Origin of the sequence: Fusobacterium perfoetens (genome assembly GCF_021531475.1) — a bacterium.
Lineage (GTDB): Bacteria > Fusobacteriota > Fusobacteriia > Fusobacteriales > Fusobacteriaceae > Fusobacterium_B.
Genome location: NZ_JADYTX010000008.1, coordinates 16,499 through 40,632, shown reverse-complemented (window position 1 = coordinate 40,632; position 24,134 = coordinate 16,499). Strand labels below are relative to the sequence as shown.

Genomic DNA, 24,134 nt, shown 5'->3' with positions numbered 1-24,134 from the left:
ACTATAAAAAATTTGGGAATTTTTTAAAAAAATATTTTTATCTATGCTTTTTTTGTATACAATAATAATATATTTAAATTATACTTATATGATTTCATAAGATTATTTTTTATAAAAAAATTTTAGGTATTGACAAAATTATGTAAAAAGTTATATTATTTATGTACACGAGAACAATTTTTTGCATATAATTTTTTATTACAGTTATAATTTTATAAAGGAGAATAAATTGAAAAAAGTAGTTGGAATTGATATTGGTGGAACAATGATTAAGTTTGGGCTTCTAACTTTAGAGGGAAAAATTCTTGAAAGTGGAGAAGTTGATACAGAAGCTTCTAAAGGAATAGATATTTTATTTGAGAAATTATGTAACATTGTAGATAATTTTTCTAAAGATAATGAAATTTTAGGAATTGCTGTTTCTGGTACAGGTCAAATAGATGGAAGTATTGGTAAAGTTATAGGAGGAAATCCAATAATTCCTGGTTGGATAGGAACAAACCTTGTAGAAAAACTTGAAAATAAATTTAATATTCCTGCAGTTTTAGAAAATGATGTAAATTGTGCTGCTCTTGGAGAAAAATGGCTAGGAGCTGGAAAAGGACAAGATAATTTTGTTTGTGTTACTATAGGAACTGGTATTGGTGGAGGAGTCGTCCTTAATGGAGATATCTTTAGAGGAGATACTTGTGTAGCTGGAGAATTTGGACATATACAAATAGAAAAAAATGGTAAAGAATGTCTTTGTGGTAAAAAAGGTTGTTATGAAAGATATGCCTCTGCTACTGCTCTTGTAAATATGGCAAAAGAAAGAACTGGAGAAACTCTTAATGGAAAAGAAATTTTTGATAGAGAGAAAGCTGGAGAGGAAGTTTTTGTAAATATTATAAAAGAGTGGGTAGATTATTTCACTGATGGACTTAGCACTATTACATATATTTTCAATCCACCTCTTGTTGTTATTGGTGGAGGAGTTACAAAACAAGGTGACTATCTTTTAGATAAGATAAAAGAAAGCTTTGAATCAAAAGTTGGAATAAATTACAAGAAAAATCTTCAAATAAAATTTGCTGAACTTGGAAATAATGCAGGTATGCTTGGGGCTGAATATTTATTATTAAAAAAAATAAAACATTTTAATTAAAATCTAAGATAGTTTTGGGAGGAAAAATGAATTTAGATTTTGTTTTAAACTGCGATATTTTAGTAGTGGGAACTGGTATTGGAGGTCTCGTTGCAACAAAAAAAGCTATCTCTAAAGGAAAAAAAGTTTGCCTTGTTACAAATGGTAAATTTTGTGGTGGAGCTAGTTATTTTCCATTAAAAGGAACTTTGGGTATACAAGGAACAGACGGAGAAAAAGACAAAGAATTATTTTATGAAGATATTTCAAAAATTGGAAATAAAATGGAAAATCCTCATATGATAAACACATATATTGAAGATATTTGTGATTCAATCTCTTCTCTTGAAGAAATCGGTTTTGAACCTTGGTTAAGAAATGATAAAAGACCAGCTTGTTTTGCTAAATATCCAAGAAATATCTATCTTATAAAAGATTGGGATAAAGCTCGTCAAAAGGCAAAAGAAATATTTGGAAAATTAGAAAATTTAGAGATTATTGAAGATTCATCTATCTTAAAAATTTTAAAAGATAATGATAAAATTATGGGAGCTGTCTTCCAAAAAGATAAAAAGTTCTTTGCTATAAATTCACCAGTTGTTATAATGGCAACTGGTGGAGTGGCAGGGAATTTTAAACATAAATTATATCCTGAAGAGATAACTGGAACTGGACATATAGTGGCATTAGATGCTGGTGCAAAAGCTCAAAATATGGAGTTTATCCAATTTATCCCAGCATTTTTAAAACCTAAATATAATACTCTATTTGGAGAACATACAGCAAAATATTGCTTAGGTATGTATTCTCTTGATAAAAAACTTATTTTAGACGGAGTGAACTCACCAGAATATAAAGATCTTTGGATAGAGAGAAGTGGTTATGCTCCTTTCAGTTTTGATTTTAAAAGTCATCTTATTGATTTAAAAATGGTTGAGTTCGATGATGAAAAAAATCAAGGAGTGATTTTAAAATATTCTGAAGATTTATATAAAGATGAGGGGGAATTTTATAGAGTTTATCTTGATTGGTTAAAAAATACAATGGGAATAGATATGTGTCGTGATGAAGTTGTTATTTCTCCTTTTGCTCATAGCTGTAATGGTGGTATAAAAGTCAATGAAAATGGAAAAACTGATGTTGATGGATTATATGCTATAGGAGAACTTTCTTCAGCTATTGAGGGGGCAAATAGACTTGGAGGAAACTCTGTTGGTGGAGCTTTAGTTTTTGGAAAAAGAGCTGTTGATGATGCAAATATTTATCTAGAAAATTATAAAAATAAAATTTATTCAAAAGAAGATTTTGAAGAAAAGTTTAACAGTTGGCTAGAAGAAATTTCTTTAAATGATAAAGTTAATAAACTTTCAACTTCTAAAGTTTTAGAAAATTTAAAATCTATAACAACAAAATGTGCTGGTATAAAAAGAACTAAAACTTCTCTTGAAGATGGATTAAAATCAATTGAACTTTTAAGAAATCAATATAATATAAAAGAAAATTTAGATTCTAATTCCATAGAAACATATTTAAGGCTTCAATTAAGTAAAATGCTTATAAAAAGTATGTTGACAAGAGAGGAAAGCCGTGGAGCTCATTATAGAGAGGATTTTCCATATACTTTAGATAAAACTTACAAAATTATAATTTCAAGAAAAAATAATGAATTTATTTTAGAAAAAGAATACCTAAAATAAATTTAAAATACCCTACAAAAAAGGATTGAAATCTCACTACAAGATATCAATCCTTTTTATTTTAATTATATTTATTTTTTATGATTTTCTACATATTTTTTTAGTCTTTCAGCTGCCTCAGCAAGTCTTGGAATATCAGAAACTAAAGATATTCTAAAATATCCCTCACTTCCAAAAGAAATTCCTGGCACTAAAGCAACTTGTACTTCTTTTAATACGTCCATTGCAAAATCAAAAGAGTTTAAGTCAGATATATCTGTGTAATCTGCAAAAATATAGAAAGCTCCTTTAGGTTTTACAACTTTGAATCCAAGTTCTACAAGTTTTTCATACATGAACTCAGCTCTTTCTTGATAGATTTTTCTTACATGAGATCTATCTCTATATTTTGTTATAGCTGATTCTGCAGCAGCAAGAGATACAGCCATTGGTGAGCTCAATGTGAAAAGAGTTGTATTAAGAAGTGGTTTTCTATATTCAAGAGGGAATATAGTATATCCAACCCTCCAACCAGTCATTGAGTGAGATTTTGAAAATCCGTTTATAATTATTAATTTATCTTGAATTTGTGGGAAACTTGCAAATGAAGTAAATTCTCCAAATGAAAGTTCACTATATATTTCGTCTGATACGATAAATATATCTTTATTAGCTAAATAGTTTGCTATATTTTCTATTTCCTCTCTTCCCATTACATTCCCAGATGGGTTACAAGGGTTACAGAATAAAATTATCTTTGTTTTATCAGTAATATATTTTTCAAGTAGTTCTGGAGTAACTGTAAAATCTGTTTTAGAAATATCCACAAATACTGGTTTAGCATAAGCCATTTGTATCATTGGAAGATACCCAGCATAAAATGGTGTGAATACTATTACCTCATCATCAATATTAAGTAAAGCTCTAAAACAAGAACAAATAGCCTCAGAGGCTCCAACATTTACTATTACATTATCAGCTTGGTAAGAAGACCCATATTTATCGTTATAATAATCTGCTAATATTCCTCTTAATTTTGGTCCTCCCCCTGTTGGTGGATATCCAAGTTTGTGAGTCATAGCATATTCACAAGCATCTTCTACTATCCCCTTTTCTGTAGCAATGTCAGGTTCTCCAATAGTTAAGTCTATTGAATCTTCAAATTTTCTAGCCTCCTCGTTCAAAAGTCTTATTAAAGAATATTGAACTTTTGCTATATTTTGGTTAATCTCCATAAATTCCTCCTATTTATTTCTAAAAAACTATTTCCTTAAGTCGTCCACCAGCTGTGTCTTACCTAAAGTTTTTTCATCTACCATTTTTATTATTTTTGCAGGATTTCCTGTTACAACCGCTCCTGCTGGAACATCTTGAGTAACTACTGCTCCTGCTCCAACTACTGCTCCTTTACCGATTCTTACTCCTTCGATAACAACAGCATTAGCTCCTATTAAAACTCCATCTTCTACTATAACTGGAGTTGCTGAAGGTGGCTCTACAACACCTGCTAAAACTGCTCCTGCTCCAATGTGACAATTTTTACCAACTGTTGCTCTTCCTCCAAGAACTGCTCCCATATCTATCATAGTTCCGTCCCCAATAACTGAACCTATATTTATTACAGCTCCCATCATTATAACAGCATTATCTCCAATAGTTACTTTATCTCTTATGATTGCTCCTGGTTCTATTCTAGCATTGATATTTCTTATATCTAGCATAGGTACACCAGAATTTCTTCTATCATTTTCTAAATAAACATCTGTTATAGTTTCTTTATTATTTTCTAATATTTTTTCTATTTCTGTTGATTCACCAATGATTATATATGAACCATCTCCTTTAAAAACTTTTGCACTAGTTTCTAAATTATTTAAAACTCCATTTATATATGCTTTCACTGGTGTTTTTTTTGTAGAATTTTTTATAAAAGCTATTATCTCTTCTGCTGTATTTACTCCGTTCATTTTTCCTCCACTATAAATTATTAAATATATCTTTCATTCCGTAAAGTCCTGGCTTTTGTTTTGCTAAAAATTTTCCAGCTTGCAAAGCTCCCATTCCAAATATTTTTTTAGAAAGAGCTGTATGTTTTATCTCTATAATTTCATCATTTCCACAGAACATTACAGAATGTTCTCCAACTATTGTTCCACCTCTAACAACATGAACTCCTATTTCATTTTTCTCTCTTTTCTTGATTCCCTCTCTACCATAAACTCTTTCCATTTTTTCATCGCAACCTTTTTCGATTACATCTAAGATAGTTTTTGCTGTTCCGCTCGGAGAATCAACTTTTTTATTATGATGTTTTTCTATAAGTTCTATATCATAATTTCCATAAAGAATAGGAACTATTTTTTCTAAGATATCTTGCATAAGATTTACACCTAAAGACATATTAGATGATAGAAGTATTGGAATATTTTTTGAAACCTTTACTATTTTATCATAAATCTTATCTGAATATCCAGTAGTTGCTATAACTAATGGTATTTTTTTTGAATTTGCATAATCAAGTAATGTATCTAACCTTGAAAAATGTGAAAAATCTATTATCACATCTCCAGTTTCATTAGTTAATTCATCAGCAAATCCTGTTACTTTTAAATTTTCATCTTCAGAAGCTAGATTTTTTACAACATTTCCCATAGCTCCTGTTCCATGTATAATTATTTCCATCTTTTTACCTCATGTCTATCAATAATTGAGTGTAATTTTGAAATATTTTCCTCATACATCTCTCCTAATGGTAATCTGCAACCTCCAACTTCATATCCAAGATAGTTCATAGCTTCTTTTACTGGTACTGGATTTGTTTCTATAAACATTCCGTTAGAAAGTTCATTATATCCAAGTTGTAATCTACAAGCTTCTTTTGGATTATCATTTAAGAAAGCCATTACCATATTATGAATAACTTCTGGGATAATATTTGCTGATACAGATATTACACCTTTTCCACCAAGGGATAAAATTGGCACTGTCATATCATCATTTCCAGAATATATATCAAGTTCTGGCACAAGTCTAGCTATCTCTGCTGCATAAGAGATATTTCCACTTGCCTCTTTTATAGCCACTACATTTTTAAGTTGTGCTAATTTTTTTACAAGTGACACTGAAAGATTTACTCCTGTTCTTCCGGGAACATTGTATAAAATAATTGGAAGATTTACATTTTCAGCTATCATTTTATAATGTTCATAGATTCCTCTTTCATTTCCTTTATTATAATATGGAGTTACTACTAAAAATCCGTCAACTCCTAGTTTTTCTACTTTTTTACTAAAATCTAAAGCTCCTGCTGTACAATTAGAACCTGTTCCTGCAATAACTGGTATCCTTTTATCTATTTTCTCAACTGTATATTTTATAACAGATAATTTTTCAGATTCAGTCATTGTAGATGCTTCACCAGTTGTACCAACTATAACGATTGCATCTGTTTTATTTTCTACATGAAACTCTAAAAGTTCACCTAATTTTTCATAATCTACATTTCCACTTTTATCAAAAGGAGTTACAAGAGCTACTCCTGAACCAACAAATATTGACATATTTCCTCCTTAAGCCAATTTATTTTTTATATCTCTAAAAAGTTCAGCTATTTGAACTGCGTTTGTTGCTGCTCCCTTTCTTATATTATCAGCAACTGTCCAAAGGTTTACACTATTTTCTGTACTAAAATCTCTTCTAATTCTTCCTACAAATACTTTATCTTGTCCTGTTGCATCTGTTGCTAATGGATATTCATTATTTTTAGGATTATCTACTAAAACTACTCCCTCAAATTCTCCAATAACTTTTTTTACATCTTCTATATCAAATGGACTTGCAAGTTCTGCTGTAATTGATACTGAGTGAGAGTTTATAACTGGTACTCTTACACAAGTAGCTGTTACTGGAAGTTCTGGTAATTCTAATATTTTTCTAGTTTCGTTTATCATTTTTATCTCTTCTTTTGTATATCCATTATCTAAGAAAGAATCTATATGTGGTAAACAGTTGTTTACTATTTGATGTGGATATACTTTTGGTTCTAACCCTTTTAAACCATTTTGTAAATCCTCTACACCTTTTTGACCTGTACCAGATACAGCTTGATAAGTATTATATATTACTCTTCTTAAACCATATTTATTAGCTAACGCTTTAAGTGGTGCCATACATTGAATTGTTGAACAGTTTGGATTTGCTATTATTCCATGATTTCCAAAAGCTGCGTCTTTATTTACTTCAGGAACTACTAAAGGAACTTCTGGATCCATTCTCCAAGCTGAAGAGTTATCTACTACTAGACACCCTTTTGATGCTGCAATTGGTGCAAATTTTTTACTTATATCTCCACCTGCTGAGAATAATGCTACATCTATTCCTCTATCAAAACTTGTTTCAGTTAATTCTTCTACTGTATATTCATTTCCTCTAAAATTTATTTTTTTACCAGCACTTCTAGCTGATGCAAAAAGGTATAACTCAGTTATTCCTAAATCTCTTTCTTCTAAAACTTTTAAAAATGTACTTCCTACTAATCCTGTTGCTCCTACTATTGCTACTCTCATTTTATTTCCTCTCCAAAAATTATAGATTAAATTCTCTTGCTACTACATCAACAGCTTTATTTATATCATTTCTTCCTATACTACAAGAAACACTTATTTCTGATGTTGTTACTTGATAAAAATTTACACCTGCTTTGCTTAGAGCAGAGAAAAATTTTCCAGAAACTCCAGAGTTATTTATCATTCCAACTCCAACTATTGAAAGCATTGCCATATCATCTTTATAATCTAATTCACATTCTATATCTTGTTTTATTTTTGTAATTGCTTGTTCTAGTAAATATCTTTCTCCCTCTACACAACTAAATGATATTTTTGCTTTTCCATCATTAGTTACATTTTGAGAAATCATATTTATATTTAATCCAACTTCATTTATTATTGTAAATATTTTTGCTATTCTTTCACTAGAATATTCTATTTGAGATAGTGTTGTTACTATTATCTCCCTTGTTACACTTATTCCTGTTACTAATTTATCTTCTAAAATATCGTTCATATCCATTATCCAAGTCCCCCCTGTTTCGCTTAAAGTTTTTCCAACAAATATAGGAATATTATATTTTTTTCCAATTTCTACTGCTCTTGTTTCCATTACTCCAGCACCTAAGTTTGCCATTTCCATCATCTCTTCATAAGAGATTTTATCTAAAAATTTTGCATTTTTATAAAGTCTTGGGTCTACACTATATATTCCCTCAACATCTGTATAAATTCTACATTCACAATTTAAAGATGCAGCTAAAGCCACAGCACTTGTATCTGATCCCCCTCTTCCTAAAGTTGTGATATCTCCATGATCATTTATTCCTTGGAATCCAGCTACAATAACTACATTATCATCTTTTAGATATTCTTCTATTCTTTCTGTATCTATCCTTTTAATTTTACTTTTTGTATGAACTCCCACTGTTTTTACATTAGCTTGATATCCTGTAAGTGATACAGCTTTTTGTCCCATAGAATTTATAGCCATTGAAAGTAAAGATACTGTTTGTTGTTCTCCAGTAGAAAGAAGTGAGTCTAACTCTCTTTGACTTGGAGAAGAAGTTATCTCTTTTGCCATAGCTATAAGAGCATTTGTTGTTTTTCCCATTGCAGAGGCAACTACTATTACATCATCATATTTTGTTTTTTTAAGATTCACTACATATTCTGCAATCGCTTTGATTTTTTCAATAGTGGCAACACTTGAACCACCATATTTTAATACTACTCTCATAAAAATATCTCTCCTTTTTAATTTTTAAAATAAAAAAGCCAACAGACCTATCTGTTGGTTAATATTTTCATAATTTCCATTTAAGAATATGTAAAGAATGAATAAATTACTCAACAGAAAGCACAACATTGTTACCAATGACAGTTTTACAGATATTATCCATAAACCCAACCAAAAAGCACCACCCTTACTTTTAGGTTTCGGCAATCTCCCCTTTCATTATATATCAGCGTTAGGTAACTCCATATAATTACTATTGTCAATCGCTCCTCAATCCGTTTTTTATTTTATTGCGGTCATTTTATAACAAAAACTAAAAAAATAAAAATATATATTTTATATACTATATGTTTAATTTATATATACTTACGGATAATTTCTTTTTATTCTTTATCTTTTATTAACTTTATTTCTAAAAAATATTTTTCTTTCCTAATTTTTTATTTGTTTTAAAAAAATTTTTTTGTTATAATTTTTAATAAATAAATTATTTAGGAGGACTCTTATGATAGAAAATATTTTAAAAAATATAGATATAAATAGCGAATGGTTCATAAATAATAGAAGAGAACTTCACAAAATTCCTGAACTTGATTTTGATTTACCTAAAACTACAAAATACATTACAACTATTCTAGATGAACTTGGTGTCAATTATAAGACAAATATCGGAAAAAGTGGAATAGTTGCTGATTTTATTGGAAAAGATACAACTAAAACTATCGCCTTAAGAGCTGATATTGATGCTTTACCTATTCTTGAAAATTCAGATTGCCCTTTTAAGTCAGAACATATTGGAAAAATGCACGCTTGTGGACACGATGTACATTGTTCTGTTCTACTTGGAGTAGTAAAAGTCTTATCAACAATAAAAGAAAAGCTGCCTTGTAATGTAAGACTTATTTTCCAACCAGCAGAGGAAACCACTGGAGGAGCTTTACCTATGATCAATGATGGAGTTTTAGATAATGTTGATGCAATATTTGGACTTCACGTTCATCCTTCTCTTCATGTTGGAAAAATTGGTGTAAAATACGGACCAATGTTTGCTGCTTCTACCACTGTAAATATAAAAATTATTGGAAAAAGCACTCATGGAGCTTTTCCAAGTGATGGAGTAGATGCCATTGTTACTGCTTGCCAAGTAGTTAGTTCTATTCAATCTATTGTTTCAAGAAATACAGATTCTAGAGATTCTTTGGTTATTACTTTTGGAACTATAAATGGAGGAACCAAAGAAAATATTGTAGCTAATGAAGTTACTCTTACAGGAACTATTCGTACTCTTTCACAAGATATGAGAGTTTTTGCCAAAACAAGAATTAAAGAGATGGCTGAGTTCGTTGCAAAAGGTTATGGAGCTTGTGCAGAAGTTAATTTTAGAGATAGTTATGACGCTCTTATTAACCACGACTCCTTTGTTGATATAATCAAATCTTCTGGAGAAGAATTGCTTTCTAAAGAAAATGTCATAAATATACCTAAATCTGAAATGGGAGCTGAAGATTTTGCATATTATTTAGAAAAAGTTCCTGGAGCATTTTTCTTATTAGGAACTGGTAATGAAGAATTAAATGCTTGTGAACCTCTTCATAATGATAAGTTTAAAATAGATGAAACTTCTATTCCTCTTGGAATAAAAATGCAAGTTTTAAATATTTTTAAAGCTTATGAATTCTTAAAAAATAGATAGATCTAAAATAGGGGATATGTAATAAAAATTACAATATCCCCTTTTGTTTATTAATATGAGTTGTCATTTACTGGAGCATTTGTTTTTGCTATTTTTACAAGTCTGCTTGTTCCAAGTCTATCTGCTCCAAGTTCCATAAATTTTTCAGCATCATCAAAAGATGAAATTCCTCCAGCTGCTTTTATTTTTACATTTTCTCCAACATATTTTTTCATAAGAGCTATATCGTCAAAAGTAGCTCCTCCTGTTGAAAATCCTGTTGAAGTTTTTATATATTCAGCTCCTGATTTAGTAACAATTTCACACATTTTTATTTTTTCGTCTTCAGTTAAAAGACAAGTTTCAATTATTACTTTTAATATATTTCCATTACAAGCTTTGTGTATTTGTCTGATTTCATCTTCTATTAAATCATATTTTTTATCTTTTAACATTCCTACATTGATAACCATATCAATTTCGCTAGCTCCATTTTCAATAGCATCTTTAGTTTCAAAAACTTTTGTTGCTGTTGTGCTATATCCATTTGGGAAACCAATTACTGTACAAATAGGTAGTTTATCTCCTACATATTCTTTAGCTGGTTTTACATAATAAGTAGGTATACAAGCTGAAGCTGCGTTATATTTTATAGAATCGTCTAATATTTCTTTTATATCTTCCCAAGTAGCTGTTTGTCCTAGTAATGTATGGTCAACAGCAGAAAGTATTTTTTCTCTATCCATTTTTTATCTCCTTAAACCTATATTAATTTATTAAGAACTGATGTTCCTATTGTATTTTCTGGCATTTTTACATCAAAGTTATCAGCTATTGTAGCCCCAATTACTGCAAAAGTAGAAACACTCTCTAATTCTCCACTATTTTTCATTGATGGAGAATAAGCAATAAATGGAACTTTTTCTCTTGTATGATCTGTTCCTGTATAAGTAGGATCATTTCCATGGTCAGCTGTAATTATTAAAAGATCATCTTCCTTTAGTTTTTCAAGTAATACTCCAAGATTTTTGTCAAATTTTTCTAATTCATTAGCATAACCGATAGGATCTCTTCTGTGCCCCCAAAGAGCATCAAAGTCAACTAAGTTTACGTAGCAAAGTCCTGTAAAATCTTTCTCTGCTATCTCAATAGTTTGTTCCATTCCATGAACAGAACTTTTTGATTTATGAGCCTCTGTTATTCCCTCTGTATCAAAAATATCATTTATTTTTCCAACAGAGATGACATCAAATCCATTATCTTTTAAGGCATTTAAAGCTGTTCTTCCATAAGGTTTTAGTGCATAGTCATGACGATTACTTGTTCTTTTAAATTCACCTTTTTTCTTTCCTACATAAGGTCTTGCAATAATTCTTCCAACTTTCCATTCATCTTTCAATGTAAGTTCTCTAGCAATTTCACAACATCTATAAAGTTCATCAAGTCCAAAAGTTTCCTCATTTCCACAGATTTGAAGAACAGAATCAGCAGAAGTATAAACTATCATATTCCCAGTTCTAATTTCTTCTTCAGCTAACTCATCTAAAATCTCTGTACCACTGGCACTTTTATTTCCTATAACTTTATGACCTGTCCTTTTTTCAAGTTCCTCAATCAACTCTTTTGGGAAACCTGTATCTGTAAAAGTTTGAAAAGGTTTATCAATATTAAGTCCCATCATTTCCCAATGTCCTGTCATTGTATCTTTCCCAACACTTGTTTCTTCCATTTCCATATAATAACCTAATGGTTTTTCAATAGAATTTACATTTTTCATTGGATGAAGATTAGCAAGGCCAAGTTTTTGAAGATTTGGTATATTAAAATTCTCAACTGACTCTGATATATGTCCTAAAGTATCAACACCAATATCTCCAAATTTATAAGAATCTTCCATAGCTCCAATTCCTAAAGAATCTACTACTATTGTAAATATTCTTTTATATTTTTTCATTTTAATTCTCCTTCTCTTTCAAAATTAACAGAAAGTTTCAAGGGCAATTTTCATCATATTAACAAAAGCTGTCTGTCTTTCTTCTGGTGTAGTTTGTTTACTAGATGTAAATGAATCAGAGATTGTAAGAAGACAAGCTGCATTTTTTCCTAAAACTTTTGCATTGTGGAAAAGTGCAAAGCTTTCCATCTCTACACAAGCACAATTATGTTTATCTCTTATTTCTTCATAAACACTTTCTTCTGTATAGAAAACATCACTTGAATGAATAGTTCTAACATGAAGTGGCATCTCTAATCTTTTAGCTGTTTCAATTATTTTATTATTTAGCTCTTCACTTGGATAAGTTTTATCTTCTGAATATCCATTTTGAGTTTTTGCAAATGTTGATTGACTCCAAGCACTATCAGCTAAAACAACATCATAAATATCTAAATCAGCTGCATAAGCTCCTGCTGAACCAACACGAACTATATTTTCAACTCCATATTGTGAATATAATTCATATGAATAAATTCCTATTGATGGCATTCCCATTCCTGATGCCATAACTGTTATTTCTTTTCCTTTATACTCTCCTGTAAAAGCAAGCATATTTCTTACAGAGTTAACAAGTCTTACATTAGTTAAGAATGTTTCTGCTATAAATTTTGCTCTTAATGGATCTCCAGGCATTAAAACATTTTTTGCAATATCTCCTACTTTTGCTTGATTATGTGGTGTTGGCATATTTTTTCCTCCTATAACGCTTCGTTTGTAAAAGCCATTGGCATTAATTCTTCAATATTTGTTACTAATACTTTTTCTCCAGTTCCAAGAACAATTGGAGTATCTCTTTTTAAAAGTTCTACTAAAACTTGTCTACAAGCTCCACAAGGTGTTATTAAAGTATTTCCTTGTCCTACTATTGCAAGAGCTTCTATATCATCTTGACGATAACCTTGTGAATATGTTTGGAAAATAGCATTCCTTTCAGCACAATTTGTAAGTCCATAAGAAGCATTTTCTATATTAGCGCCTATAAAATATTTTCCATCTTTTGTTTTGACGCAAGCTCCAACGTGAAAGTTTGAATATGGAGCGTAAGCGTTATCCATTGCTTCATAAGCTTTATCTAAAATATCTTTATATTTTTCCATTTTATCACCTTTATATTTTTTATTAAAAAGCTGTAATAACTCCTACAATAATAGCACTTAAAAGACTTACTACAAATCCACCTATCATTGCTTTAAATACAAGTCTTGATAATACATTTTTCTTTTCAGGACAAAGAGCTGATATACCTGCTATACAAATTCCCATACTAGAGATATTAGCAAATCCTGCAAGAGAGATTGATAGAAGTAAAGCTGTTCTTGGATTTAAAGTTTGGATTACATTTCCAAGCTCTTGGAAAGCAACAAACTCATTTAAAACTAATTTACTTCCTAAAAGTTGACCTGCTAGTAAAACCTCATCTCCTGAAAGTCCCATTATAAATCCTAACGGTGAAAATACATAGGCGAATACTTTCTCAAGAGTAAGTCCATTAAATCCAAACATTGCTCCAATTCCTGAAAGAATTCCATTAAGTAAAGCCACAAGACCTATTATAGCAATTAAAGATGCTCCTATTGCTAAAGCTGAGCTCATTCCATTCATAGCTCCCTCGGTAACTGCTTCTATAAGATTTTCATTTCCAGCTTTATTATCCATTTTTACTTCTGATATTTCTTTTGCAACTTCTGTTTCTGGATAAATTATTTTTGATACAGCTATACTTCCTAATGGTACAAGAGTACAAGCTATTAAAAGATGTTCCATCGGAATACCAAGAGCTACATATCCACCAATAATTGTTGCTGACATACTTCCCATTCCTGAAACTAAAACAACCATTACTTCGCTATCAGTCATAAGTCTTAGATATTTACTAACAAGGATTGGACTGTCAGTTTGTCCAAGGAACATATTTGCCACTGCAACAAAACTTTCAACGTGAGAAGTTCCTAAAACTTTTCCAACTCCTTTTCCTATAACTTTTACTATACAACCTAAAACTCCAAGATAATATAATCCACCAACTAAAGATGATAGGAATATAATATTTCCTAAAACTTGTGTTGCAAATATAAATCCTGTTGGAGCTGAAGCCATTCCAAGACTACCAAATACAAATCCTATTCCATTTTTTCCATAGTCTAAAACTTGTGTTACTACGTCAGAAACTTTTGATACTACAAATTTTCCTAATGGAAACTTTACTAATAAAAATGCAATTATAAATTGTCCTATTAAAGCTTTTATTACTATCTCTTTTTTTATAGCCTTTCTATCTTTTGATATTAATACCATTGCTGCTAAAACAATAACTATACCTAAAATACTTATTATAACAGTTTTCATCTATCTTATCTTCTCCTAAATCTAATCTCAAAATTATTTAGCTTCCGCTTGGTCAGCTTTTATTAAATTACGAATTGCTTCTATTGTTAGTCTTATAGCTTTATCTGTGTCGTGAACAACTGGGTTATCAAGACCTAATTTTTCTCTTTCTTGGTTTGCCACTACTAAGAATGATGAACCTACACGAACTTTTAAATAATCTCCAACTATAAATAGTGCTGCTGATTCCATTTCAGAAGCTTTACAACCCATTCTTATCCAAGCTTCCCATTTATTTTCTAATTCATAACTTACTGGTTTTGTTGAAGGTGCGTGTTGACCATAGAAAGCATCTTTACATTGAACAACTCCAACATGATAAGTTTCTTTTAAAGTTTTAGCTGCTTGTACTAAAGCATTTGTTATATCTAAATTTGCTACTGCTGGATATTCTATTGGCGCATATTCTTTACTAGTTCCTTCCATTCTTATGGCACCAGTTGCAATTACTAAGTCTCCACCCATTATTTCAGTTTGCATTCCTCCACAAGTACCAACTCTTAAGAAAGTATCTGCTCCACAGTTTACTAATTCTTCAAGAGCTATTGACGCAGAAGGTCCTCCAATTCCAGTTGAAGTAACGCTTACTTTTACTCCGTCTAAATATCCTGTGTATGTTACATATTCTCTGTTATCTGCTACTAATTTTGCATCATCAAAATATTTTGCTATTTTTGCACAACGTTTTGGATCTCCAGGTAATATTACATATTTTCCTACATCTCCATTTCTTAAACCTATGTGATATTGTAATCCTTCTTCTGCGTATTTCATAAAAACCTCCATCTACTTGTTTATTATTTTTATTCTTGTCTAATAACTTGTCTATATTTTAATAATAGCATAAGAAACCTTTATATGTCAATATTTTTTTTGATTTCTTATTGTCTTTACAGAAGTTTTTGTACTGATTTTAAATTATATTCTGAGTTTACAAACAAAAAAGAAGATTTTTTCAAATCTTCTTTCCTAATTTTTTATTTTCTTTTTCTCTCTATTATTATATTTCCATATTCTATTGGAATATAATGTTTGTTATGAAGAACTGGATATTTATTTTTATAATATAAAGTTTCTCCCAAAAGATAAAATTTCTTACTGTCTGATATATTTTTCATAGAAGAAAAGTTCCCTGCAGATGAGAAATTAAGTTTTATAGATGAATGAGTAGCCTCTTCATAAACTTCTTTTTCTAAAAATTTTATAAGATTTTCTTTTTCATTTAAGTCAATTGATTTTTCTACAATAGTTTCTATTGGAATAATAGATAATGTATAAGCTACAATCTTATCTTGAGATTTGTACCATCTATCTACAAAAACTACGACAGGAGATTTTCTCTCTAATATTTTATTTGTATATTCTGTTGATGGCTCTAATTTAAATTCAAGTTCAACACTATCTATTTTTTCAGTAATACTTGTATAAAGAGGGTGGTCTAAAATTTCTAAACCCTTTTCACTAAAGACTTCTGTTCTTGTTATAAAATTTCCTTTTCCTCTGATATTTTTTACTATTCCATCTTCTTGCAAAAGTGATAGAGCTTGTCTAAGAGTCATTCTACTAACTCCCATTATTTTTGCTAGCTCTGGTTCAGATGGCAGTTGAGTTATTCTTGAAAACTCCCCCTCTTTTATCATCTCAAAAAGTTTATCATAAACAGCTACACATCTTGGCAACTTTTTATTTCCACTATTAAATACATCTAATTTTTCTTCCATAAATAACACACCTTTTACATATTTTTTAGTACAAGTTCTATTATACATCAATTAAAAGGTTATTTCAAGAAGAAAACTTTTCAGTTGTCTAAAATTAATAAAATATTTCTTATAAATCTTCTTCCTCTTTTCCTAGTTTTTTTCTTTCATACATACGTCCCATACAAAAAGCAAGTACTCCTACACCAATGGCAGTTTGTAAGCAGAAAAATAAACTTTCAACTTCCCCTGGTAATTCTCCCCCTATAGAATTTTCTAAAACTGGAGTAAACCAAGGTTCATATCCTTCTTGAATACTTTCTATCATAACACTTCCAGCATCATCAGAACCACCAAACTCTGCATCTTTTAAAACAAATATCGGTGTTATTGCCATAAGCATTACAACTATTAATAAACTAATAACTAATTTTTTATCCTTACTCATTTTTTCCTCCTAAAATCCTATATTTCTTAATTCTTTTCTTGCATATTTTTCTAAACCAATCATAATAATAACGGTTAATATTCCCTCAATTATTGCTAGTGGAAGTTGTGTTGGTGCAAAAACTCCTAAAAATTTAACAGCTGATACCATTACTCCACCATCTTGAGATGGAAAAGCCATTGCAAGTTGTATGCTTGTTACACAGTAAGTAATTATATCTCCAAGCATGGCTCCCAAAAATATTCCAACTCTTCTACTTAATTTCATTTTTATACAAAGTTTATAAATTAAAAAACTAACAATTGGTCCTGCTATACACATTGAAAAAGTATTTGCTCCTATGCTTGTGATTCCTCCATGAGCTAATAAAAGAGCTTGGAAAAGTAAAACTATTAATCCTAAAACACTTACAGCTAGTGGTCCAAATAAAATTGCTCCAAGCCCTGTCCCTGTCATATGAGAACAACTTCCTGTCACTGATGGTATTTTAAGTGATGAAATAACAAAGATAAAAGCTCCTGCCATAGCTATTAAAGTTATATTTCTTGGATTTTCATTAAGCTTTGTTTTTATTGATTTCATTCCTAATAATACAAATGGTAGTGAAGCAACTATCCAACCTATACTAAATTTTACAGGTAAATATCCTTCCATAATGTGCATTGCATTAGCAGTTGAAAACATCATTACCATAAATATTGGTAATAACTTCATCATTTTTATTTTTTTCATTTTTTTCTCCTTTTTTAGATTTAAAATAAAATACTTCAGTTTTTTATATAATTTTTTTCAAGTGATCAACAGTCCTTGGGATATTTCCACAATTCTTTATAATATTTTTTTTCAAAAGTTCTTCATAGATTTCAAATACAATTGGTTTTTTTAGATTAGCCTTTTTTAAAAGTTCTGTATTTTTAAATATCTCCTCTGATGTTCCATCTCCTATTATCTCTCCATCTGAAAATACCAAAATCCTATCTGCAAATCTAAAAGCAAAATCTATATCATGAGTTGATAGGATTATCGTTTTTTTCTCTATAGATAAATCATTTAAAATCTCTTCTAAAATTTTTACATTTAATTGATCAAGTTCAGCAGTAGGCTCATCAAAGATTATTATTTCTGGATTCATAGCCACAATATCTCCTATACATACTCTTTTTTTCTCTCCACCACTTAAATAATGAGGAGGAGTGTCTAAGTATTTTTTTAAATTTAATTTTTGAGATATTTCTTCTATTCTCTCTCCTATTTCTTTTTTAGAAAGTCCTAGATTTATAAGTCCAAAGGATAACTCTTCATACACAGTAGATCCTATTATTTGATTATCAGGATTTTGGAAAACTATCCCAATATTTTCTCTCAAATAATTCAAATCTTTTTTATTTTTTTCTATTTTTCTGCCTTTTAGATAAATATTTCCCTCATCAAATAGATAAACTCCATTTAGATTCATAAAAAAAGTAGTTTTTCCAGAGCCGTTATTTCCTAAAACCGCTATTTTTTCCCCTTTTTTTATTTCAACATCTATCCCTTTTAATATCTCTTTTCCCTTTTCATAAGAAAATTTTAATCCCTCTATTTTTATAATTTTTTCTTCCATAGATACCATTCCAATCAAAATTTTATTTAATAAAAATATATAAAACTATCAAATAAATAATGGATAGTCCCATTCCAATAATAACTTTTTTATTTATTCTTTTTTCTTTTATAAAAAATATTATCTCCCCTCTATAGCATCTCGACTCCATAGAATCATAAAAAAAGTTTGACTTTCTCAAAGATACAATCAAAATATTTGATATGATTTTTCCAAAAGATAATAAAGATATTCTATAATCTCTAAATCCAAGTCTAGATTCAATAGATTTTCTCATACTTTTATAACTATCTCTCATAATAAAAATAAATCTATATACCAAATACATAAGTTCTATAATTATTTTGGGAGTTCTTACTTTTTTCATCACATAGATAATCTCATTCAGAGGTGTTGAAAGTGCCAACATATACATTGAACTCACTCCACTTAAAGCTCTCCAAAATAAAATACAACTTTTCTTGATATTTTCATCAGTTGTATAAATATATAAATCTCCAATATTAAAATAATAAAAGCCAGTTATATTTTTTGAAAAATTTATATTTATTACAGCCACACTAATTAATAAAAAAATTATTGGAACTTTAAAAAAATCTATATATTTTTTTAAAGAGATTTTCCCAAGAAATATTATAATAAAACCACAGATAAAAACAATTGAAATTGATATATAAATATTTGATAAAATTATTCCTAAAACTATCAACACCATTGAATACCAAAATTTTAAGTGGGGATTCCAACTATTTATTTTTGAATTATAGCTATAATATTCTAATGTTTTTTCATCATCTTTTTTATAAAATTCTTTCTTTTTTCTTCTTACAAAAAAAATAGATAAAAAAATTATTATTAATATAAATACAGATATTTTCATTCAACTATCTCCAAAATAAAAGCACACAACCCATAAGAATTGTGTGCATTATAAAAATTTCATATCTAAAATAATTCTCTAAATATGATAATTCCCATATTTCCCCACCCAAAAATATGGTTAATATTATGCGACCTGACTTAATATAGAAAAATCTATAAACACAGTAGGGGTAAGCCTGTACTGGATTTTCACCAGTTTCCACATTTCTTTAATCTTATTATTTTTTGTTTGATTTTCTCCAGATTTTCATTTTTTCAGCTTCTCTTATTAATTCTTCTCTAAAATCTGGGTGAGCAATATTAATTAAAGCTTCTGCTCTTTGCCAAGTAGTTTTTCCTTTTAAGTTAGCTTTTCCATATTCAGTAACTACATAGTTAGTATTTGCTCTTGTATCTGTAACTATTGAACCTTCAGTTAATGTAGGACGGATTCTTGATTGTAATTTTCCATCTTTTCCTATAAATGAAGATGAACAACAGATGAAAGATTTTCCACCTTTTGATAAGTAAGCTCCAAGTACAAAGTCTAATTGTCCTCCAGCTCCACTTATATGTTTTACCCCAGCTGACTCAGCATTTACTTGACCAAATAAGTCTAAGTCAACAGCATTGTTTATTGATATAAAATTATCTATTTGAGAAACAACTCTTACATCATTTACATAATCAACTGGTGCTGCCATTATTTCTGGGTTGTTATTTAAGTAATCGTATAGATCTTTTCCACCAGCAGCGAATGCAAATGTTTGTCTAAATCTATCTATTGTTTTGTGAGCTCCTGTGATTTTTCCAGCTTGCGCCATTTCAACAAAAGAGTCAACGTACATTTCTGAGTGAACTCCTAAATCTTTTAAATCTGATTTAGCGATTAAAGAACCTACTGCTGTTGGCATTCCACCAATTCCCAATTGAATACAGCAACCGTCATTTAATTCTTCAACAATTAAGTTTGCAACTGCGTTGTCTACATCTGTAGCTGCTCCTGGTCCTGGAAGAATAGAAGTTTCTGGATTATCTCCTTCAACTATCATATCTACTTGAGAGATATGGATTCCATTTTCAAATCCACCTAAACAAAGTGGTAAGTTTTTATTTACTTCAACTATTACAACTTTAGCTGTTTCACAAACTGCCATAGAGTGGCTTGGACTTACGCTGAAGTTGAAATATCCAAATTTATCCATTGGTGTAACTTGTAATATAGCTACATCTATTTTTTGAGCTCCATCTCTGTAAAATCTTGGTAATTCAGAGTATCTCATTGGAGAATAATAAGCATTTCCAGCAGCTATTCTTTTTCTTTCAATTCCACTTGCGTGCCAAGTATTCCAAGTGAAATGTTTTTCTCCACCTTCAACTTTAAATATTTCAGGTTGTTTTAATAAAACTCCTCCAAAGATATTAACATCTTCTACTTCTGTAAGTCTTTTAGCAAAAGCTCTATCTACTGCATCTGTTGTAGTTCCACACCAGCTATAATCAACGAAATCTCCTGATTTGATAACTTTAGCAGCTTCTTCAGCAGAAACTAATTTGCTTTTGTATTCATTTTCATAATTTGTTAACAAGATAGTACCCTCCTTAAATATCTAATGTATATTTTTAATTCCTTAAATAATATTTTAGCATAAAATAATCAATAATACAATTTTATTTAAGGTTTATATCTTATCATTTTTTATATATTTGACAAATAAAATTATATATTTTAAAATATAAATAATTTATATTTTTTGAAAAAGGAAACAGAAAAATGAATTTTTTAAGTATGGACATAAATATAGCTTACAGTATGATAAATATGAAACTAAGAGATTTTTATTCATCTCTTGATGATATGTGTGATGATATGGATATAAGCAAATCTGATATTTTAGAACATTTTGAAAAAAATGGTTTTATCTACAATGAAAATACAAACCAATTTATTCAAAAATAGTAAAAAAGCCTAAGTAGTTAAAATACTTAGGTCTTTTTAATTTAAAATTTTTCTTCTAATTTTTTTCTAAATTCTTTGTTATTCATTGGAAATTCTATCTCTTTTTTCTCCCAACTAGAAAGATAAGCTCCATTTATCAAATAAAGAGATTCTAAAGCATCTTTAACAGAACATAATATTTTCTCATTATTTTCTATCCCATTTATAAAATTATTTACAATTTCAGATTGTTGAATTGAGTTATCTGCATCATCAAAATATAATGTTTTTTCTGTATAAGGAATAGTTCCGTATAATTCTTTTGTTGTTTTAGAATATATTTTTTCATCTTGGGAAAGTTCTCTTATTATAAGTTCTGAATCATTATTCAAAATAATTTGACCTTTACTTCCTATTATTTCCAGTCTATTTGTACCAGGAAACTCTCTTGAAGAACTTATAAATTGTCCTGTTGCTCCATTTTCAAATTCCATTTGAATTGTAACATCATTCTCAACTTCAATATCTCTTTCTCTTCCACAATAACAAAAAGCATTTATTTTTTTGGGCATAGAACATAACCAAACTAATAAATCTAATTGATGGGAAGCTTGAGTCATTAAAAGTCCTCCTCCTTCTTGCTTGTAGGTTCCTTTCCAAGATTGAAATTTATGATAACTATCTGTTCTATAAAGATTTGTTATTATCCAACAAACTCTTTTTAAATCTCCTATTTTTCCACAATCTATAATTTTTTTTATTTTGTTAAATGCTTTGCTTGTTCTTCTACAATATAAAACCCCATTTTTTATATTTGGATTTTCATCTAATTTTTTTAATAAAGTTTCAACTTCATCAGAAAAAACTCCTACTGGTTTTTCAACTAATGTATGTATTCCATTTTCAACTGCTTTTATTGCCATTGAAGGATGTAAAAAATGAGGAGTACATATCATAACCATATCAATTTCTTTACTTTTTAACATTTCTTCATAGTCAGTAAAAAGCTTTACTTCTTTGAGATTGTATTTTTCACAAATCCCTTCCATATGTTGTCTATTTCTGCTTGAAAAACTTGTTATTTTACAATTTTTTATTTTATTAGAAGTTATAAGTTTTATATATTGTTCAGCAATAGCTCCGATTCCTGCAATTCCTATATTTACCATAATTCTCCTTTTTTAAATAATAAAAATTTTCTATTTTTTGAAAAAGTTACCGAGATAAAATCCCGATAACTTTCTTTATTGTATTAACCTTCTATTAAATATAATTCTATAATATTTACTATATGATCTCTAAGTCTTCTATAGTAGTTTAATATATCCATATAACCTATACTTTGAGTAACTGATATTCCTATTTTAGAAACATTTTCTAAGTGAGTTTCTCTTCCTTTTCTAAACTCTTTAAGAATAATGTTAGCTTTTTCGTTAGCGATAGCAAATATTGTTTTATCTTTATTTTTATAACCTACATTTATTAATTCATAAAGATTAACAATATCTCTATTTAATTTTCTAAGTCTTGTTCTTTCATTTTCAGTAAGTTTTATCTCAGACTCCTCAAATTTATTTAATACTTTACCAATTCTAACTCCATAGTCACTGATAGTTTCATACTCATCACATATTTCTATATTTTTTCTAGTATCATCTTTCATATCATCACTCATATCTGTTGATAATATCATATAGTTGATGTCTGTTATCTCTTTTTGATACAGATCCATTCTTTCTTCGATAACTTGTAATTCCTGTAATTTATCTGCTGTCAAATGATTTTTATTATTATCATCAAAGAATGCTGATAAAATATCAAGCATACCTTTTATCTCAGTATTCATATTTATAACTTCTTGAGTTGATTGACCTATTACAACTGATGGAGTTTTTACCATTAATTTATCTAGTTTAGTTACTTTTATAACTTCTTTTCCATCATCTTTTACTATTTTACATAAGAATCTTCCCAATTGGTTTACAAATGGTATAAACAAAATTACGTTTATTATATTAAACATTGTATGAGCTGTGGCTATTGCAAGATTTATATTAACTTCTGGATTTGCCACAAAATTTAAAAATTTTAAATAAAATGGAAATATTGATATTGCCCAACATACTCCTACAATATTAATTATTGTATGTGCATACGCAGCTCTTTTAGCATTTGAATTAGCACCAAAAGAAGCTAAGAAAGCTGTTATTGTAGTACCTACGTTCTCTCCTAAAACTAGTGCTACTGCTGTTGGATAACTAATAAGTCCTTGTGTTGCTAAAGTTATTGTAATCCCTAAAGTTGCTGCTGATGACTGAACTATTGAAGTAATTAAAGCCCCAACAAGTGCTGCTTTTAATGCTCCAAAATATGAATCAGCTGTAAATAGACTAAATAATTCTATAAATTCTGGCATAGATCTTATTGGTTTTAATCCATCACTCATTAACTGTAATCCAAAGAAAATAAGTCCAAGTCCTAAAAGTGTTGAAGCTTTTATTTTTAATTTTTCATTTTTAGAAAACATATAAGCTATTGCTCCAACTCCTGCTATTGGTAAACCAAATTTTCCCATATCTAAAGCAAGTAACCAACCAGTAACTGTTGTCCCTATATTAGCTCCTAAAATCAATCCTAAAGCTTGGTTTAATGTCAAAAGAGATGCGTTAACAAACCCTATTGCCATAACTGTACTTACTGATGATGATTGAACAAGCATTGTGGTAAAAATTCCTGCCCCTATAGCAAGGAATCTATTTTTAGTTATAACTGTCAAAACTTTTTTTAGTCTTTTTCCAGCTATCTTTTGCATTCCACTAGACATATTATCCATTCCATACAGGAACAGCCCCAATCCACCTACAACCTTCATTAAAATTTCTAACATTTATCCTCCCAAGTTATTTTGCATTTATCCCTATTTATTTAGAAAATTATCAACTAT

At 29.3% G+C, this 24,134-nt stretch carries 24 protein-coding genes and 1 riboswitch; of the genes, 4 read left to right on the top strand and 20 right to left on the bottom strand.

Going from position 1 to position 24,134, the window contains the following annotated elements; genetic code table 11:
- The first annotated feature begins 229 nt into the window (after positions 1 to 229).
- Together I6E15_RS03225 and I6E15_RS03220 are read left to right on the top strand one after the other, a co-directional pair.
- The gene (locus tag I6E15_RS03225; protein ID WP_268827917.1) at positions 230 to 1,144 is read left to right on the top strand and encodes an ROK family protein; all 915 of its coding nucleotides are present in this window, start codon (positions 230 to 232) and stop codon (positions 1,142 to 1,144) included.
- A 26-nt stretch (positions 1,145 to 1,170) separates the two neighbouring features.
- Positions 1,171 to 2,820 (top strand): FAD-binding protein, encoded by a 1,650-nt coding sequence (locus tag I6E15_RS03220; protein WP_235244209.1) that lies wholly within the window; start codon positions 1,171 to 1,173, stop codon positions 2,818 to 2,820.
- 71 nt (positions 2,821 to 2,891) lie between these two features.
- Here I6E15_RS03220 and I6E15_RS03215 read toward each other — a convergent pair whose 3' ends face one another.
- The 6 genes from I6E15_RS03215 to I6E15_RS03190 are packed head-to-tail and all read right to left on the bottom strand — an operon-like array spanning position 2,892 to position 8,586.
- The gene (locus tag I6E15_RS03215) at positions 2,892 to 4,034 is read right to left on the bottom strand and encodes a pyridoxal phosphate-dependent aminotransferase (RefSeq protein ID WP_235244208.1); all 1,143 of its coding nucleotides are present in this window, start codon (positions 4,032 to 4,034) and stop codon (positions 2,892 to 2,894) included.
- Between the two features lie 27 nt (positions 4,035 to 4,061).
- Positions 4,062 to 4,766, bottom strand: coding sequence for a 2,3,4,5-tetrahydropyridine-2,6-dicarboxylate N-acetyltransferase (gene dapD / locus I6E15_RS03210; RefSeq protein WP_235244207.1), 705 nt, complete (start codon positions 4,764 to 4,766; stop codon positions 4,062 to 4,064).
- A gap of 10 nt (positions 4,767 to 4,776) precedes the next feature.
- Positions 4,777 to 5,481 (bottom strand): 4-hydroxy-tetrahydrodipicolinate reductase, encoded by a 705-nt coding sequence (dapB, locus tag I6E15_RS03205; protein ID WP_235244206.1) that lies wholly within the window; start codon positions 5,479 to 5,481, stop codon positions 4,777 to 4,779.
- Positions 5,472 to 6,359, bottom strand: coding sequence for a 4-hydroxy-tetrahydrodipicolinate synthase (dapA, locus tag I6E15_RS03200; RefSeq protein ID WP_235244205.1), 888 nt, complete (start codon positions 6,357 to 6,359; stop codon positions 5,472 to 5,474). The genes dapB and dapA overlap by 10 nt, the downstream gene beginning before the upstream one ends.
- 9 nt (positions 6,360 to 6,368) lie before the next feature.
- Positions 6,369 to 7,364 (bottom strand): aspartate-semialdehyde dehydrogenase, encoded by a 996-nt coding sequence (locus tag I6E15_RS03195; protein ID WP_235244204.1) that lies wholly within the window; start codon positions 7,362 to 7,364, stop codon positions 6,369 to 6,371.
- 19 nt (positions 7,365 to 7,383) lie between these two features.
- Entirely contained in the window at positions 7,384 to 8,586 is a 1,203-nt protein-coding gene (locus I6E15_RS03190; protein ID WP_177161595.1) for an aspartate kinase, read from the bottom strand.
- Between the two features lie 110 nt (positions 8,587 to 8,696).
- Positions 8,697 to 8,868, bottom strand: a riboswitch (Lysine riboswitch).
- Positions 8,869 to 9,091: 223 nt separating this feature from the next.
- Between I6E15_RS03190 and I6E15_RS03185 the strand changes: the two genes are divergently transcribed.
- On the top strand, positions 9,092 to 10,279 hold the full coding sequence (locus I6E15_RS03185) for a M20 metallopeptidase family protein (RefSeq protein WP_235244203.1): 1,188 nt from the start codon (positions 9,092 to 9,094) through the stop codon (positions 10,277 to 10,279).
- Between the two features lie 50 nt (positions 10,280 to 10,329).
- On the opposite strand, the gene deoC is transcribed toward I6E15_RS03185, so the two are convergent.
- The 12 genes from deoC to I6E15_RS03125 form a co-directional block, all read right to left on the bottom strand.
- On the bottom strand, positions 10,330 to 11,004 hold the full coding sequence (deoC, locus tag I6E15_RS03180) for a deoxyribose-phosphate aldolase (RefSeq protein WP_235244201.1): 675 nt from the start codon (positions 11,002 to 11,004) through the stop codon (positions 10,330 to 10,332).
- A 17-nt stretch (positions 11,005 to 11,021) separates the two neighbouring features.
- Positions 11,022 to 12,212, bottom strand: coding sequence for a phosphopentomutase (locus tag I6E15_RS03175; protein WP_235244200.1), 1,191 nt, complete (start codon positions 12,210 to 12,212; stop codon positions 11,022 to 11,024).
- Between the two features lie 24 nt (positions 12,213 to 12,236).
- Entirely contained in the window at positions 12,237 to 12,941 is a 705-nt protein-coding gene (gene deoD / locus I6E15_RS03170; protein ID WP_235244197.1) for a purine-nucleoside phosphorylase, read from the bottom strand.
- 11 nt (positions 12,942 to 12,952) lie between these two features.
- Positions 12,953 to 13,351 carry a cytidine deaminase gene (cdd, locus tag I6E15_RS03165; RefSeq protein WP_235244195.1) on the bottom strand — a complete coding sequence of 133 codons (399 nt, stop codon included), beginning with the start codon at positions 13,349 to 13,351 and terminating at the stop codon, positions 12,953 to 12,955.
- A gap of 22 nt (positions 13,352 to 13,373) precedes the next feature.
- Positions 13,374 to 14,600: a NupC/NupG family nucleoside CNT transporter gene (locus tag I6E15_RS03160; RefSeq protein WP_235244193.1), complete on the bottom strand. Its 1,227-nt coding sequence runs from the start codon at positions 14,598 to 14,600 to the stop codon at positions 13,374 to 13,376.
- Positions 14,601 to 14,633: 33 nt separating this feature from the next.
- On the bottom strand, positions 14,634 to 15,413 hold the full coding sequence (gene udp, locus I6E15_RS03155; protein ID WP_177161617.1) for a uridine phosphorylase: 780 nt from the start codon (positions 15,411 to 15,413) through the stop codon (positions 14,634 to 14,636).
- A 203-nt stretch (positions 15,414 to 15,616) separates the two neighbouring features.
- A complete protein-coding gene (locus I6E15_RS03150; protein ID WP_235244192.1) occupies positions 15,617 to 16,360 on the bottom strand; it encodes a GntR family transcriptional regulator in 744 nt (247 codons plus the stop codon).
- Positions 16,361 to 16,469: 109 nt separating this feature from the next.
- Positions 16,470 to 16,787: an energy-coupling factor ABC transporter substrate-binding protein gene (locus I6E15_RS03145; RefSeq protein ID WP_235244191.1), complete on the bottom strand. Its 318-nt coding sequence runs from the start codon at positions 16,785 to 16,787 to the stop codon at positions 16,470 to 16,472.
- Between the two features lie 9 nt (positions 16,788 to 16,796).
- Positions 16,797 to 17,519 carry an energy-coupling factor ABC transporter permease gene (locus tag I6E15_RS03140; protein ID WP_235244189.1) on the bottom strand — a complete coding sequence of 241 codons (723 nt, stop codon included), beginning with the start codon at positions 17,517 to 17,519 and terminating at the stop codon, positions 16,797 to 16,799.
- Positions 17,520 to 17,562: 43 nt separating this feature from the next.
- A complete protein-coding gene (locus tag I6E15_RS03135; RefSeq protein WP_235244187.1) occupies positions 17,563 to 18,390 on the bottom strand; it encodes an energy-coupling factor ABC transporter ATP-binding protein in 828 nt (275 codons plus the stop codon).
- Between the two features lie 22 nt (positions 18,391 to 18,412).
- A complete protein-coding gene (cbiQ, locus tag I6E15_RS03130; RefSeq protein WP_235244186.1) occupies positions 18,413 to 19,270 on the bottom strand; it encodes a cobalt ECF transporter T component CbiQ in 858 nt (285 codons plus the stop codon).
- 220 nt (positions 19,271 to 19,490) lie between these two features.
- A complete protein-coding gene (locus tag I6E15_RS03125; RefSeq protein ID WP_235244184.1) occupies positions 19,491 to 20,840 on the bottom strand; it encodes a butyryl-CoA:acetate CoA-transferase in 1,350 nt (449 codons plus the stop codon).
- 185 nt (positions 20,841 to 21,025) lie between these two features.
- On the opposite strand from I6E15_RS03125, the gene I6E15_RS03120 reads away from it, so the two are divergent.
- A complete protein-coding gene (locus I6E15_RS03120; protein ID WP_235244182.1) occupies positions 21,026 to 21,211 on the top strand; it encodes a DUF4250 domain-containing protein in 186 nt (61 codons plus the stop codon).
- Positions 21,212 to 21,252: 41 nt separating this feature from the next.
- Here the strand turns inward: I6E15_RS03120 and I6E15_RS03115 are convergent, their stop codons facing one another.
- The gene (locus I6E15_RS03115) at positions 21,253 to 22,359 is read right to left on the bottom strand and encodes a Gfo/Idh/MocA family protein (RefSeq protein ID WP_235244181.1); all 1,107 of its coding nucleotides are present in this window, start codon (positions 22,357 to 22,359) and stop codon (positions 21,253 to 21,255) included.
- Positions 22,360 to 22,442: 83 nt separating this feature from the next.
- Positions 22,443 to 24,077, bottom strand: a complete 1,635-nt coding sequence (locus I6E15_RS03110) for a Na/Pi cotransporter family protein (protein WP_235244179.1) — start codon at positions 24,075 to 24,077, stop codon at positions 22,443 to 22,445.
- Between the last annotated feature and the right edge of the window lie 57 nt (positions 24,078 to 24,134).